This window comes from Limosilactobacillus walteri, assembly GCF_014830205.1.
Taxonomy (GTDB): domain Bacteria; phylum Bacillota; class Bacilli; order Lactobacillales; family Lactobacillaceae; genus Limosilactobacillus; species Limosilactobacillus walteri.
Genome location: NZ_QORN01000068.1, coordinates 1 through 15,839 on the forward strand (window position 1 = coordinate 1; position 15,839 = coordinate 15,839).

The window sequence follows — 15,839 nt, forward strand, 5'->3', positions numbered from 1 at the left end:
CTTAAATTTTACAATCTGCCTAATAAAAACACATCCTTGGCAACCACAAGAAATGTGTTTATTCAATATTTATCACCTTGCGTGCATATCTTTTAGAAACTCTTGGAGATTTAAGCTCCCCGTTGTTCGTTGAAAGGTTTCGGTATTCCAACCATTACTACCAGAAATAACTAGTTTATTTTGATCAAGATTTGCAGTTAATGGATTCGTTACATCTCGATCTTTCAATGTAATTAAATACTGGTTTCCTTTCTTTTGCCAGGTCAATGTATCATCCGTATCGGCATTCTTTTTGTCAGCATATACATAACGGCCTGTACCATTTTCATTAAAAACTATCGCTGCCCCATCTTGATCATCACGGTACGCTCCTACAAGCGGTTCTTTTTCTTGAGAGGATGTTATTGTCTTTTTAGGTTGGGTCGTTTGGATAGGATTCAACTGTTTATTAGCAAACCGCTTATAATTAACAGCTAAAACACCTAGCAAAATAATTAATAGAATTAAAAATAGTATCAAGCCGCGATGATGCTTCCCTTTATTATTTTTATGTTCTTCTTTCATACTGTCATGCTCCATATAAATACTCTCATTAAAATATGACTTAACAACTTTCAGTCTACCATAATTCATTATAAATCATCAAAACAGCCATATAATTTGTGTTCAAATATTCCTATCAAGCCAATTTAAAACCATTTTTGAAAAAAGAACTGGGACTTCAAGATGAACACAATGCCCACTTGGTAAAATTGAAATCGTCATTTGTGATGCTTTTGACCTCATCTTACGGGCAATTTCTTGAAATTTTTGATCCTGCTCGCCGACTACTAACAAAACCGGAATTTTTTTGGGCAAACATCCCCAATAGTTTTTTTGCTGTCCAGTTCCCATCATCATCAAACTCATTGCTAATCCATAACTTTGCTGACTCATCCGCTGTTTTCTTATATGTTGACGGATTTTTGATGACAATTGCTTTTGACTAGCAAACAATGGAATATTTTCCCAATAATTAACAAAGTCTGCTAACGGATGCGCTAATATCTTTCCGGCAAGGCGATTATCATTTTGCCGTCTTGCCTGTCGCTCATCTTCATCGGCGATCCCTGGACGCGCACTTTCCAATATTAACCCTTTAACATTGGGGTCATTAACTGCCCAGGCTAACGCAACGCGTCCACCCATTGAATATCCAAGTACATAATAAGGTTTAATTTGTAGCGATCGCATTAATTTCTGTAAATTGCTAATTACATTCTCCATCCGATAGTATGCTGGATGAACGTAGATACTTGTTTGACCATGACCAATTAGATCAATTCCTAAAAAATTATAATCCCTATCAGGAAAAAGGTTGCTAAAAGTACCTAAAGTTCCTGTAAAACCATGTAAACACACTATTGTTGGCCGATTTGGTTGAAAATTATTCAACCATTGGTAGTGGTATCTTACTTCAATCACTTATCTCACTGCTCCTCTGTTGATAACTGCTTACTAAATGATGCCAAATTGTAACTGGACATTCTTGACTATCTGCTATTTCAATCATATGCTGCCCCGGTTGATTTAAGAGCGGGATAAATTCTGAATAGCTTGTCGGACGATGATAATTAAATCCAAATAATTTTGCAACGGATTGATAATCAAGATCTTGGGGCGTCTTAAAGATTGTTGTAAAATCAGCCGTTGGTAAATCATGCTGTGGCAAAAAGGAAAAGATACCACCACCATTATTATTTAAAAGGATAATAGTAACTGGTAATTTATATCGCCGAATCATTTCTAAGCCTGTCAAATCATGGAAAAAGGCTAAATCGCCAATTAGTAAGGTCAACGGATGCTTACTAGCGGCAACAATGCCTGCCATAGTAGAATTTAATCCATCTATCCCATTTACACCACGATTACCATAAATACGAAGATTGTGAGCTGCCGGCAAGCTAAGCCGATCAACTAAGCGAATTGCATTACTATTAGCAACAAAAAGCTCTTGATCATGGAGTTGACTAAGTAACTGTTTAACTACCCCTGAATGGTTAAACTGCTGCAAATCTTCATTTGCTTGTAGAATATCTTCAGCTAACCATTGTCTCTTCTGCCACTTTGCTAGCCATCCAGATGATACAGGCGTAAAGCTAACTTTATCAAAGCAGTGCTTAAATTCACTTACAGTCATATCTAATAAGTAACTGCTTCGATGCAGTTGATCCTTAAACTGGTGACCTTCTTCGACCAGAATCGTTAAAACATGCTGGCTCCCTAGCCATTGGGTTACAGGTTTTGTCACTGGTAAACGGCCAAAGCGCAAAATTACGCGAGGGGCTGGCACCGATCCTTGAAAGAGAAGGTCAGCTTGATGAAGGTAGGTTGACTCTTCACACTGATTAGTAGCTAAATTGGTCAATGGATCACCAACGATTGGCCAATGAAGTTTTGCAGCTAACGATAATAGTTGTCGAGCCTCTTCTGGTGAACGCTCCTCGCCAACAATAATAAGACCCTCTTGTTGAAAGAATGGGCATAACGGTGATAAATCCGTTACCCGTTCGTTGGAGAGAACTTTAGCCGGTATCGCGGTAGGACGCGGTAAGGTTAAATCAGGTACTAAGGGTTCTCTAAGCGGAATATTAATGTGAACAGGACCTTTAGGAACTATTTGAGCGCGGGATGAAACGGTAAATCCTTCCCAGCGACTGTAATCTATCATCGTTGGATTATCTTCGGGCAATGCCAATTCAACCGCATACTTGACGTGACTGCCATATAAACTATGCTGGTTCATTGCTTGTGGTGCCCCTACACCCTGCAACTCTGCCGGACGGTCTGTGGTTAAAACAATTAAGGGCTGATTGGTGGCCTCGGCCTCGCAAATTGCAGGTAAGTAGTTAGCCGCCGCACTCCCTGATGTACATATTAAGGCAACCGATTCTTGAGTTGCCTTAACTAACCCTAAAGCAAAAAAGCCTGCCGATCGTTCATCAATATCAATATAAGACTGAATGTCAGGATCACGATTAACCAGCAAGGACAAAGGCGTTGAACGGGAACCAGAACTAATGACAGCTCTTTTTACCCCACCTTGCTTTAATCCTTCAATAAATGATAATAAATATTTTGTTAAAGTTCGTTGGTAGTCCATTTGTCATTTACTCCTCTTAACATTGGTTGAAATTTTAACCCTGTCTCATAGCGCTCTTTTTCTGCTTGCGATTCTGCCACAATACCACAACCAGCATAAAGCAGCCCTTTAGCCTTTCCAAAGATTCCTGAACGCAAGCCAACCGCGAACTCGCCGCAATCTTCTGCTAACCCTAGCCAGCCAATCGGTCCGCCGTATAGGCCCCGACCTGCTGGCTCTTTTTCTGCTAACCATTTCATTGCAAGAGAACGAGGCTCGCCCCCTAATGCCGGAGTTGGGTGAAGGGCTTTCAACACATCTAATAGTTTGACTCCTACTTTTCGCTGACCGATAAATGGGTGGTAGATATGCTGGATGTCCCGATTTTTTAGCAACTGGCGTTCACCGATTGTTAAATTATCAGTAAACTTCTCCATTATTCTTGTAATTCGCTGAACGACAACTTGGTGTTCGTATTCATTTTTATGGTCATTTAGCAACGCTTGCCCCAGCTGATCGTCGGCAGCTGGAGTTTCTCCCCGCGCAATCGACCCTGCAACGCTCGCTGTCCGAAAACTGTTCTTATCTGCCCTTAATAATCGTTCTGGAGTTGCCCCGACAAATGCACGGGTACCATCATCTAGGAGAAAACAGTATGTATTAGGCTGCTGGCTTATTAAGCGGAGTAAAATTTTTTCTGGATTAAATTCACTAGTTGTTAATAACTCCAGTTGGCGCGCTAAAACGACTTTTTTCAATTGTTGTTTTTCGATTGCCTTAACACTATCGTTAACTAAACGCATCCATTGCGGAAGAGCAAGCTCACGACTTGATAACGAAGGAAGGGAGGCTTTGTCCATTGTTGTTGCTTGTAAAACATTCGTCGCCTGGGACGCAAGCTGATTTAATTTAGCTTCTACATCCCCGCTTACTTGAACCAGTAGTGTGACATAGGCCTTCTTTTCTTGTTGCCAAAAAAGAATCTGCGGGAGAATAAAGTATCCTTTTTCCAACTTACCCCAAAAATGTTCCGGCCGACCATCCGCATCGAACGGAAAGCCTCCCAATAAAATTGGTTGACTGGTAATTGAAGGAGTCAAGTTAACTACTTTATGCTGAAATTGGTCTTGAAATAGGCTTATTTGCGCAATTGATTTTCCAATCAGCTGTTTTAACGGTTCTATCCCTAAATAAATCCGGCTTTGATCTGCCGACTGCCAAAACATATGGCTGCCTTCTATTGGATGTCTTAATATATCTATTACATTACCTTCGATCGGGTACGTATAAAATGCATACTTAGACGTTAAATTTACTCGCTGTGCAGCCGTTAGTTTAATTACCACTTTATTTCCCTCGCTTCTTTTGGAATAACCTCATTTAGTATAACAAATTATCTCCATACAAAAAGGAGCGTGACGGAAGTCATTTATGACTTTGCCTTCACACCCCTTTTTCGTGCTGTAGCATTTAACTATATCGGGGACTTATATCATAGCCCCTTTAAATAATATTTGTATAATTGCAATTAAAATTCTTGCTGCTGAAACTTACCTACTTATTTATTTGCTGCAAGCTTCTTACCCTTGTTGACATAGTGAAGGGATCCAATTTGACCATCGACGTGGAGTTTGCCATTCTTGTAGACGAGCTTTGTCACCGCTGCATTTTGCATTGGCTTACCATCGTATTTTTTAGAGATAGTTGAAAGGTATTCATTGATTGACATTCCCGAACTAACAACTAAAACGTTACCGCCACCTTGCTTTTGCGTTGTTTTCGCAATATGAAGAAGTTCTGAACTCATTCGTTTTTGAACCTGTGCAGAGCTTTCTGCGCGGTCACTTTTAGCAAGCTTAGTATTTTGGGAATTATCCATATCTAATTTATGGTAGGCATCCTGAAGTTTATTCCAGTAGTCTTTACCGGTTGCTTGCTGGAATTGCTTGCCATCTTGATAGCCGTAAACATTAGCAATCTTTTGGTTGTCAGCTTCAATACTGTCTCCTTCAAAACTACCATAGCCGCCTTCTCTTAACATCGGTGTTGTTGTAATCTTGGTATTTGGGTTAGCAGAATACTTTAACGCTTGCTTAGCGGTTACTTCTTGCCGCGTTAAATCACCTGTATAGGCATGCTTGAACTTAATCCCTTTTAGCCCATAACCAAGATCATTAGCGACTGTAATCCCATTTTTGGTTAATGGAAAATCGCTTGATCCTTGCACACGTTGCATTACATTTCCGGTTGTTTCCCCATGACGGGTAAGGTAAATTGTTACTTGATCGTTATTAGTCGCTGCACTGGTAGTTGCTGGAACAACAGCCATTGCTGAACTACCAAGAAGCAGTCCGGCTAACGTGGCACACATTGCCGTTAATTTCTTTATTTTCATCAATTATTCCCCAATTCTTATAAAAAGCATTTCAGCAGCACCCTTATTTTACATAATTATGAAAGCGCGTTCAATAGCTAGTAAATATATTTGTGAAAAGGATAGCAGTGATAGTTAGGAACATTATTAATAAAGTCATTCAAGCACTCTTTTCTTTTGTCAAAAATGAATTACAATAAGACCGGGTGGTGAGGATTTATGAAAGTTTTAGTAATGAAGAATAAAGAAGAAGCTAGCAAAAGAGCATTTGAATTATTGCTGGCAGACATAAAAAACGGTGGTCATATTTTAGGTTTAGCTACTGGCAGCACCCCGCTTGACCTTTACCAGCAAATAGTTAAAAGCGATCTTGACTGCTCTAAGTTAATTTCGATTAATCTAGACGAATATGTTGGAATTGCACCAACAAATCCACAAAGTTATCATTATTTTATGCAGCATAATCTCTTTGACCAAAAACCATTTATGAAAAGTTTTATTCCAGATGGGATGAACTTTAATGCTGCTGAGGTAATTAAACACTATAATCAAGTATTGAAAAACTACCCGATTGATACGCAAATCTTAGGAATTGGTACTAATGGGCATATCGGCTTTAATGAACCAGGAACAGCATTTGATAGTCAAACCCATCAAGTAAAACTAACCACCGCAACGATTGAAGCTAACGCGCGTTTCTTTGCTTCCGCAGCTGAGGTTCCGCAGAAGGCATATACAATGGGAATTGGTTCGATAATGAAGGCTAAGCATATTATTCTTTTAGCATTTGGCAAACAAAAAGCGGCGGCACTGACAGCAACAATTAACGGGCCATTAACAACAGAAGTACCTGCTTCCATTTTGCAATCACATCCGAATGTGACTATTTTGGCAGATCAAGCAGCAGCTAGTAAACTCTAAAAATAGCGAATACCTATCTAAATAAAATTGGGTATTCGCTATTTTAATTTACTGATAAGTTGCGGCTGGAAGCCATCCCAGCCGGTTACCTCATGATTATCTTCAACGAGGACAATTGGGAAACGCCGATAGCCTAATCGCGCAAAGGCTTCAATGGCTGCTAAGTCAGTTGTAAGATCAATAAGCTCATACTTAATTTTTCGCGCTTTTAACATTTCTTGCGTTTTAGTACAAGCTGGGCAAAATTTTTTCGTATAAATTTTTATCTTTTGCATTAGAAGCTACCCTGCTGCCTTCTGTAAAGCCATTGTTTTGGCAATAGCACTAACATCTGATTGGTCTAAAGCAGCAATCATTTTAGCGTTATCAGCAGGATAATCAATGACCTGCCCATGATGAAGAGCGATTAATTGAATAAATAGCTTTGTTGATCGCCCATTCCCCTCACGAAAGGGATGAATATAATTAAGATCATTTAACAAGCCGGCATAATCCTCAATTGTGGGGTGCTGTTTCTTATTTATCTTTAGCAGCTCATTATTTACGTACCTGATGGCATTATCGAAGCGATCGTACTCAAGAAAATCAAAACCAGCTTTAGAAATATAATAATTTCTCAATTGACCTGCCCAATCATAGAGCCAGCCAAACAGGAATTTATTTATGGTGATTAAATCGTTAAAACTTGCTATACGGGGTCGCTGTTGCAATAAAGCTATCTGCCGTTCTGCGACTCCTCGGTATTCAATCAAGCTTAATTCGTCAGGATCCTTAATCGCAAATTTATTACGCAACGTACCATTATCGTAAAGAAACTTGGCCTGTAATTCTTCATCAGTCATTTTCATCACCAAATAACCGTTCAATCTCTGTTAATATCTCATCATCCGGTCGCTCTGCCGCCGCTTTTAATAACCTAATTTCCTTTGTAGTTGGTTTCCACCCCTCTAAAACATTACTTTCAACAGCAAAACGGACCTGTTGGTAGACGGCTGCTGTTGAAAATTGAACACGCTGAATAGTTAATGCATCATCATCAGTGTGGAGTTCAAAAGGAAAAGCTTGGATTTGATCTAATAACTCCCCTGGCCGTTCATCAAGAGCATACGCCACGGCATTAAGAAGGTGAACTGACCAAGTGGCAACTGGTCTTTTAATAACTTGATTAACCTGCGCAACATCCAAGCCGCTTTCACGGGCAATAATCGTAACTGTTATATTATTTCTCTTTAATATGTTTATGATGTTTTCTGTCATTTTCTCAACTCCATCTACTAATCATACCCTCATTATAACGATAAAAAATAGTCCAGGGTAACCTAATACTCTGGACTATTTGACTATGCTTGCTTCCGCTTGCGGTTAATAATTGTTAACCCAGTTGCACCCATTAATGAAGTACCAAGAAGAATCCAAGCAAGATTTTCTGTATTACCGGTTTGTGGTAAAGCTGCTTGCTTCTTAGCAGCAGTCTGGTGAGTTGCATTATTCAGTGTAGTTGGTGTTAAGTTAACAAAGTGATTATTACTATCAGCACGACTAGCACTAGGCGCAATTTGACCACTGAGTTGAATTACCTTGGCCGGTTGACCAGCCGTCGTTGGCAATACTACTGATGGAGTTGTTGGGGTTGGTTGACTTACTTCTTTATTAGGACTAGCGGCACCAGTTTGTGTACCGGTAGCCGGTTGATTATCCTGGTCATTGTTAACCACTGAACCCTTACTGTCTGCGGTTGCTAATTGCTCGGCTGTCATGTAAATCTTTCGGTTCATCACTGGAGCAGTGATTAGCTTTCCTTCGTTAGTCATATCGGTGATATAGTTAATAAATGCATCCGTATCTTGACCGATAATACCGACAACCTTAGTATTCTTAAATGCCGAGAAGCCATCCCCGCCACCAGCAAGGAAATCGTTAATGACAACATTGTAATTCTTATCCATATCAAGCGGCTGATTATTTTGGTCATAGACTTTAACCACTTTGTATGGTTGGTTTGGGTCGTCCTGGTCAGTATATGTGTAATGAAGCCCGGCAACTTGTAAGTAATATGCTTGATCTTCATCGTATTGTTGGTTAAGAGCATCAACAATTTGTGCTCCTGTCATTTGGACTACCCGTAAGATATTGCCAAATGGTTGGACAGCCTGCGCACTGCCCCATGTAATGGACCGATCATCATTAACATGGAGGTCAGCCCGAACCCCACCGGTATTTGTCATTGCAAAGTCAGCAGGTAATCCTGCCTTCTTGGCCGCATATAGTTGTCCATCAACAACTAACTCACCAGCAGCATTTTCGCGTGTTGGTGTATTGTGAAGACGTCCAAGGATATCACCAGGTTTAGCAGCTTCCCCAATTTTTTTATTGATAATCGGGTCAACCCGGCGATCGGCATCTTGGACAATTGCTGTCACATTTGCGTCAGTCTTAACATTAGGTGCATCTGCTTCAGACAGTACAGGGAAAACATGTGAAACTAAGCTATCCTTTGCAAAATCATTGGTAGTTGGGTCAATGTAGCCAATAATGTCATCATATGCTTTACCAGTATAGATTGCTTGAACCAGTTTAACACTACCAACCGTTGCATTAGCATATTGATGTGAATGTCCGGCAACGTAAAGGTCAACGGAATTATCCGGATCAATTTGATAAAGCTTCTTAATGATGTCAACTGCATTTCCTTTTGTATTGCCATCCTTATCAGTCGAAACGCCTGTATGCGCTAAGACGACAATTGCGTTTACACCCTTATTCCGTAAAATTTTATCATATTTAGCGATAGTTTCGGCTTCATCAAGCACATCATAATCTTTGTAGTTATCATATAAGGTTAAGATTGGTAGTGAAGTTGTTTCGATTCCGATAAAACCGATCTTAGCTACCTTGCCATCACTGGTATGGATTTCCTTAATCAAGTATGGTTGCATCCCAAATGGAATCTGACCGTCAGTTTTTTGCACCACGTTAGCAGTAATAATGTTAATGCCAGAAGCAACGTGCGGATAGGCCATTTCTGCTTCATTGTATTGCTTGGTCGGTTGGCCCCCATTAACGATCCGCATATATTCCGCAAGACCTTCATCAAATTCGTGGTTTCCTAGCGTTCCGACCTCAAAGTTCATTGCTTTTAGTGCATGCATCGTTGACTCATCTTGCAGTAGGGCTGAATTTGCGGGTGAGGCGCCGACCATGTCCCCTGCTTCAACGCGAATGGTTGTCCCAGTCGGATTAGCGGCTTTAAAACTTTCTTCGGCAGCGTCAAGGTGACCAGCTAATCTTGCTGCTGTTCCCGCGTTAGTATAAGTCTTATCACCAATCGTTGCAGACCCTGTAGTTTCTAGACCACCGTGCAAATCATTAATTCCCAAAATTTGGACAGGAATATCTTGTTGATACTTTACCGGATCAGACCAATCAGTAGTTGTTTGGGGCGTACTTGCCTCATCCTTATTTGTTTGGACCATTGGTGTTACATTACCAGCAACAGGTTGCTTGTCGTTAGCTACCGAGTCAGTTGTTGCCGCATGAGCATTATTTGCCTGAAAGTATAACCCCAATAGTGCTGTTCCTAATAGTAAAGTATATTTTGAACCGTTACGCTTCATGTGAAATAACTCCTCCGCGATCAAGAATGGATAATGGCTTAAAAATCCGTTTAAATTTTATCATGGCTAGTACTTTATTTTTATAAAAAATCTGCGCTTTATGTAAAGGGATACATCGTTGCTAAATTAACATTTTAAAGCATCTATTCGCACAGTCTTTTAAAGCAATGAGCAGAGCTTTACTTTACAAATAGGAGGCTGCAATATCCCCCCTATCTAGGTGAAAATACTACAGCACAGGGCATAAAGAGCTCTAGGATTCGGAAAAGCCGAACGCTAGAGCCCTTGTTATGCTTGTGGGGGGCGTAGATGACCTCTATCACGCACCTCCTAGTGTTTATACAGAGGTAGCTAAAATTAGTAACTTCCTCTGATAGATAACTTATTACGGAGGGAGATCTGCAAGTATGAAAGGAATCTGACAGTGAGTAATGTAATGAGAAAAAAGATCACAAAATCACCCTCCTATAATTATATATACGTAAAAAATGGTATTTTGCACTTTTTTATTGCAAAAAATTCAAATTTCATGCTGGTATGACACCTTACTGCGACCATTGATTGAATTTACGATAAGCTGGTCGGGAAGCTGTTCTTCTAATTCAGTGACGTGGCTAATAATACCAATCATCCGATGTCCTTCCAGTTCCTGCAACGCTTGTAATGCATCTGTTAATGCTTGCTGGTCAAGGGAGCCGAATCCTTCATCAATAAATAAGGCATCGATATTGATACCGCCATTTTGTTCTTGAATAATCTGACAAAGGGCCAATGCTAATGCCAATGATGCCATGAAACTTTCCCCGCCTGAAAGGGTGCGGGCACTACGGGTCCTGCCAGCGTTATCATCATAAACATTGACCTCTAAACCGCTCCATTTTGTACCGGCGCCATGACTTTCAGTGGACAGTTCAAATTGGTAACGCCCATTAGTCAATCGTGCCAATTGAACGTTGGCAGCAATAAGGACATCTTGGAAATAAGCTTGTAATACATATCTTTCCAGACTTACATGACTTTCTGTATTACCACTGACAACATCGGTTAATGTTTGTAATTCATTAATTTCTTGGTCTAAGTTACTAGTTCTAGCGACTAAAGCTTTAATTTTTTTAGTAGTTACATTAATTTGCTGGATGCTGGCAGTTAATTGACCAATTTCTTGCTGCCTCTGTCTTACTTGTTGTTGAGCACTCATAAGTTCTTCGTTTGTTTGCTTAATATCAGGCGCAGGCTGCCCGGCAATCAATTTATTTAAGCGTTGTTGCTGTTGCTGACTGTCACGCAGCTGGTTCTCATATTCTGTAATCTCATCACGTAATAATACTAACTGGGGAAGTAGACTCTCTGCTTTTTGCCAAAATTCCCACGTAAGTTTAGGATTATGCTTCGCTAATAACGAAACCAGCCGCTCATGCAAATGGGTCTGCTTTTCCCGCTGTGCAGTAAGATCTTTATTCGTTTGCGTTAGGCGACTTTCGGCAACAGCAATATCTTGGTTAGTTTTTTGTAGTTTTTCTTGAGATGCGGTAAATTGCTGATTATATTGGTCAATTTTTACCTGATATGCCTTAATTTGGTCATTGGCCGCTCGCTCGTTGGTAATTTCTTTAGGCAGTGATTCTTCCTGTTCTATTAAAATCGCCTTGGTTGTTGCTAATTGCTGGCTTAGGCGGGTAATTTCTTCATCAGCTTGGTTAAAAGCGGTCTGGTTAGTGGTAACTAACTGCTGCAGCTCATCGCTTTCTTGTTGCCAAGCATGCACTTCTTGTTTGATTTTAGCTAATTTCTCTGCACGATCAGTAAGCTGGGCGGCTCGGGAGCTTATTTGCATCTGCCAGTCTGCCGGTAAATTGGCAATTCCTATTAACCCCGCAATTTCTTGCTTACTAGTATTAATTTGTACTGTAAGTTCTACTATCTGGTTATTAATTTGCTTTAATTGCTCCTGAATACGGGTAACACTTGCATGACTTTCTTGGGACTTTGTGGTAGCGGTCTTTACTTCTTCTTCACTAACAATTCTTGTATTATCTGGAAGGTGGGCAGGTTGGGGATGCTCAACGGCTCCACAAACCGGGCATGGACTTCCTGGCTTTAATTTTTGCGCTAATAGGGCAATCTGATGACGGGCAAAAAGATCATTTAATTCTGCTAAGCGACTATCATCAGCAGCAACTATCGCTTGTGCTTCTTTTAGGGTTGCTGTTAGTTCCTGCTGGCTAGCTTTAGCTTTAGCGGCCTTACTAAGCAATTCCTCTAATACCGCTCCGGCCTGCGCTAATTTTTCTTGTTCGTTTTGCTGTTGTACAAGGGCGACTTGACGAGCAGGTAAGTCTTCGTTTTGCTTAAGGTTTACTGCCAATTCGTCCATTCGTTGTTGCCAATTAGCTATTTTATTTTGGTTTGCCTCTTGAGTAGCCTTTTTTTGCATTAAGTCCGTTTTTAGCTCATTTATTTTCTTTTTCAAGGAATCCCGTTTGGCAAAGAGGGGCAGTTTCTTAGTTAAATCCGCCATTTTCTCCTGAAGCTTAGTAATTGATGGCTGTTGGTCTTTAAGTTTCTGATATTCACCATTAACAGTGTGATACGTTTGTTGTTGCTGCTTAAGTTTTTGCGCTAAGCTTGTAATCCCTTGTTCTAAATTTTGCAGATTCTTTTCGCCGTCTTGCCAGCGTTGGTAATCAGGACGCTGATTTTGGTACCACTCCAGCGCTTTCAATTCACTTCTGGTCTTATTTATTTGCTCTTCTTTAGTAGTTAATTTTGCAATGGCATTTTCTGTTTCTTTCAATGCTGCCAGGTTTGTACTTAACACTTGTTGATCATGCAGCTTATTGTCCAACTGGGCAACTAATTTCTGTTGATTAGCCTCTTCTTCTGTTAATACTTGCAGCTTGCTCGTTAATGTATTTAGCAGTTTAGTAGATTCTACTAACCAATCACTAATAGGCAATTGCGGATCAAGCTCACCAATAGTTTCTTTCAGAGATTGTAACTTTGTTTGCTGGTCACCTAAGTCCTTTTTACGATCACGAAGACTGGCTTTTAATTCTTGCGTCCATTGTTCGTAACGAGCCGTATTGAACAAGTCACGAAGAAGTGCTTCTTTTGTATTACTATCAGAATCTAGAAACTGTCGGAATTTTCCCTGAGGCAGTAAAACAATCTGCTTAAATTGATCACGGGTTAAATTTAAAAGGTCTGTAATAAAAGTATCAGCTTCCCTAATTTTGGTTATTTCAGTTGGGGTTGGACTATCAAGCGGATAAATTAAATCCACTGCTTGATTATGCTCAACAAAGCTACCGCCGCGCCCCTTTAACACTTGCTTAGGGCGTCGCATAATCTGATATTTTGTCTCTTGATGAATAAACGTAAAGGTCACCAATGTCTCCCGATCTGCTGGCGCAAAATCTGAACGAAGCGCGGTTGCGGAACGGTCACGATCATTCGTTGTTTGACCAAAAAGCGCATAACACATCGCATCAAAAATCGTTGTTTTACCTGCACCAGTATTTCCCGCTACTAAAAAGAGCGATTGATCACGAAATTGAGTGAAATCGATTGTTTCATGTTCATAAGGGCCAAAATATTGGAGTTCAATTTTTAATGGTCGCATTTACTCTTCTCCCTTCATCACTTTTGTTAACGCTTTTTCTGCCCATGCTCGTTGTTTCTCTGTCATTCCACTGCCTAGTGTCTGGGAATAAAACTCCGCTAATAAATCCAATGGTGACTCTTGAACTCGTTTCTTGTCAAAATTAAGCCGGGCCTGACGAGCTTGGTGGGTGCGATGAAGACTCACAATCTTAGGGTAATATTCACGTAATTTATTTAAAACATCTGGGATACGCTCCTTATTTGTCAATTCAATATCATAAAAATCTTCAGCAGAATAATTAGAAGCGTCCTTAATTAAATCAGCAAATTTACCTTTTAAAAGATGAATATCATGGACAGGCTTTAACGGCACCCATTTGACGTTGAAAGGAGCCGTATCAATAATCCAGACTCCCTTTTCTTGTTTAGCTTCAGATACCGAAAATTTCATCGGGGAGCCACTATACTTTATTTTTTCGTCATTTAATGCCTTGCGGTTATGCAAATGACCAAGGGCAACATAATCAAAAGGCGCTAACGTACTTGTTGCTACCGCACTCAAGCCCCCTACTTCAACTAATGTCTCCGAATCAGCAGTCCGTTTGCTCCCCGCCGCAAAGAAATGAGCCACCAATACATGAGTCTTATTGGGGGCAAAGTATTTCGTCATCTCTATGGTAATTCTTTGCATGGCATCATTTACGTTTTTAATTGTGTCATCGTTGAAATAGTTACGAACTTCTTGAATACCAAAAAATGGCAACAAGAAAAACTGGGTATCCTGAATTGTAATCGGGCTAAAAGCTCCTGATAAATCAGTACTTAGGTAAAACGATCGATATGCAAACCAATCCTGACCAGTGCTTAAACGGGTAGCAGAATCATGATTGCCACTAATTGCCAAAAGTGGAAAATGATCATCCAAATTCAGCGTTTGCAGCATCTTATTTAAAACTTTAATAGCTGCTTCATTAGGGATACTGCGGTCATATAGGTCGCCAGCAACCACAATCGCATCGACGGCATTTTCTTTTGCTACCTGTTCAAGCTGCTTAAATGTCTCCTGCTGGTCCGCTAATAAACTAAAGTCATTTAGTGTCTTACCAATATGCCAATCAGCAGTATGTAAAAAACGCATAGTAACCTCCAAATAAATAAGTTCTATTAATATATATACGTAAAAAATTATAAAATGCACTAAAAAAGTAAAAAGTGTGATAAAAAGTCAATTGACCTTATACCACACTAATTTAGCGGTTCAAATTTGCCAAAGGGTTCATTATTGTCGGCGTTACGACAAGGAAGATAGCCATATTCACCATTTGCTCGTGGTTGGCGTAACCATACATAACCATTGTGACGGGACCAGGCATCGTAGTCGATGATCGAACCTAATGGCAGGGTTGCAATAACAGCAGATGTTGGCAAGGCTCCCCATCGTAAGTCTAATACCCTCTCAGTAATAAAACGGCCTTTTTCGCGGTGCCAAACGTCCCCTAATGAATCTGTCCAAGTTAAAGGGACATTATTTATAGCTCCATTGCTGATCTTGCCTGCAGGATCAGCTAATTGTTTCCATCCTTGGCGGTCAACAGTTGCAACGGATCGATCTTCATTATCTCCCGCAAATTGCCAAAGGGTATACGCTTGCCATGGGCTTGTATTTACCGTCATTGCTGGGACCGTCCAAGAGTGCCAGTTCATTGACGCATACTTTGCAACCCAAAGGCCACAATCATTCACACAGTTAGCAACCTGCCAAATTGCGGATTCCTGAACATAAATTAACGGCCATACTCCTGTTTGCTGGTGGATTGCATCGACAAAACGGCGGACCCATGTTGGATCGCCCCAGGCAGCATTTTGGTACTGTTCCCAGTCAACTGCCAAAACAGCTTCCCCGATTTTACCTTGAATATGGGCCAAAAAATAATTAGCCTCCGCCACCGGATTATTGCCACCAGCATAGTGATATAACCCTAATAAACGTCCATTGCTTTTAGCTAATGAATATTGGTACTCATATTTGGGGTTCAGGTACCCTGTACCTTGTGAAACTTTAATAATTGTCCCTTGCGCATGCGGATCCGTCACAATCCAATCAGCACTTCCAGAAAAAACATCGGTAAAATATAACGGCACTCCTAACACTCCCTTGTAATAACGGCCAAAAATAAATACTTTTCGGCAGATTGTAAAATTTAAG

The 15,839-nt window shown here is 40.4% G+C and carries 13 protein-coding genes; 1 reads left to right on the forward strand and 12 read right to left on the reverse strand.

What is annotated here, in order from left to right:
* Positions 1–72 precede the first annotated feature (72 nt).
* From DTK66_RS10800 to DTK66_RS10820, 5 genes are all read right to left on the reverse strand, one after another.
* Entirely contained in the window at positions 73–564 is a 492-nt protein-coding gene (locus DTK66_RS10800) for a lipocalin/fatty acid-binding family protein (protein WP_191668685.1), read from the reverse strand.
* Positions 565–666: 102 nt separating this feature from the next.
* On the reverse strand, positions 667–1,464 hold the full coding sequence (gene menH, locus DTK66_RS10805) for a 2-succinyl-6-hydroxy-2,4-cyclohexadiene-1-carboxylate synthase (RefSeq protein WP_191668677.1): 798 nt from the start codon (positions 1,462–1,464) through the stop codon (positions 667–669).
* Positions 1,457–3,142: a 2-succinyl-5-enolpyruvyl-6-hydroxy-3-cyclohexene-1-carboxylic-acid synthase gene (gene menD / locus DTK66_RS10810; protein WP_191668678.1), complete on the reverse strand. Its 1,686-nt coding sequence runs from the start codon at positions 3,140–3,142 to the stop codon at positions 1,457–1,459. The genes menH and menD overlap by 8 nt, the downstream gene beginning before the upstream one ends.
* Positions 3,121–4,467 carry an isochorismate synthase gene (locus tag DTK66_RS10815; RefSeq protein WP_368356249.1) on the reverse strand — a complete coding sequence of 449 codons (1,347 nt, stop codon included), beginning with the start codon at positions 4,465–4,467 and terminating at the stop codon, positions 3,121–3,123. The genes menD and DTK66_RS10815 overlap by 22 nt, the downstream gene beginning before the upstream one ends.
* A gap of 212 nt (positions 4,468–4,679) precedes the next feature.
* Positions 4,680–5,516 carry a histidine phosphatase family protein gene (locus DTK66_RS10820; RefSeq protein ID WP_153931472.1) on the reverse strand — a complete coding sequence of 279 codons (837 nt, stop codon included), beginning with the start codon at positions 5,514–5,516 and terminating at the stop codon, positions 4,680–4,682.
* A 198-nt stretch (positions 5,517–5,714) separates the two neighbouring features.
* On the opposite strand from DTK66_RS10820, the gene DTK66_RS10825 reads away from it, so the two are divergent.
* Positions 5,715–6,416 (forward strand): glucosamine-6-phosphate deaminase, encoded by a 702-nt coding sequence (locus DTK66_RS10825; RefSeq protein WP_191668679.1) that lies wholly within the window; start codon positions 5,715–5,717, stop codon positions 6,414–6,416.
* A gap of 38 nt (positions 6,417–6,454) precedes the next feature.
* Here DTK66_RS10825 and DTK66_RS10830 read toward each other — a convergent pair whose 3' ends face one another.
* The 7 genes from DTK66_RS10830 to DTK66_RS10860 form a co-directional block, all read right to left on the reverse strand.
* The gene (locus tag DTK66_RS10830) at positions 6,455–6,691 is read right to left on the reverse strand and encodes a glutaredoxin family protein (protein ID WP_153931298.1); all 237 of its coding nucleotides are present in this window, start codon (positions 6,689–6,691) and stop codon (positions 6,455–6,457) included.
* A gap of 6 nt (positions 6,692–6,697) precedes the next feature.
* Positions 6,698–7,258: a Fic/DOC family protein gene (locus DTK66_RS10835; protein WP_191668687.1), complete on the reverse strand. Its 561-nt coding sequence runs from the start codon at positions 7,256–7,258 to the stop codon at positions 6,698–6,700.
* Complete coding sequence (locus tag DTK66_RS10840) at positions 7,251–7,673, reverse strand: helix-turn-helix domain-containing protein (RefSeq protein ID WP_191668680.1); 423 nt, start codon at positions 7,671–7,673, stop codon at positions 7,251–7,253. The genes DTK66_RS10835 and DTK66_RS10840 overlap by 8 nt, the downstream gene beginning before the upstream one ends.
* Positions 7,674–7,756: 83 nt before the next feature.
* Positions 7,757–10,030, reverse strand: coding sequence for a bifunctional metallophosphatase/5'-nucleotidase (locus tag DTK66_RS10845; protein WP_191668681.1), 2,274 nt, complete (start codon positions 10,028–10,030; stop codon positions 7,757–7,759).
* Between the two features lie 520 nt (positions 10,031–10,550).
* Positions 10,551–13,652: an AAA family ATPase gene (locus tag DTK66_RS10850; protein WP_191668682.1), complete on the reverse strand. Its 3,102-nt coding sequence runs from the start codon at positions 13,650–13,652 to the stop codon at positions 10,551–10,553.
* Positions 13,653–14,771, reverse strand: coding sequence for an exonuclease SbcCD subunit D (locus tag DTK66_RS10855; RefSeq protein ID WP_191668683.1), 1,119 nt, complete (start codon positions 14,769–14,771; stop codon positions 13,653–13,655).
* Between the two features lie 107 nt (positions 14,772–14,878).
* A complete protein-coding gene (locus tag DTK66_RS10860; protein ID WP_438268347.1) occupies positions 14,879–15,784 on the reverse strand; it encodes a GH25 family lysozyme in 906 nt (301 codons plus the stop codon).
* Positions 15,785–15,839: the final 55 nt, after the last annotated feature.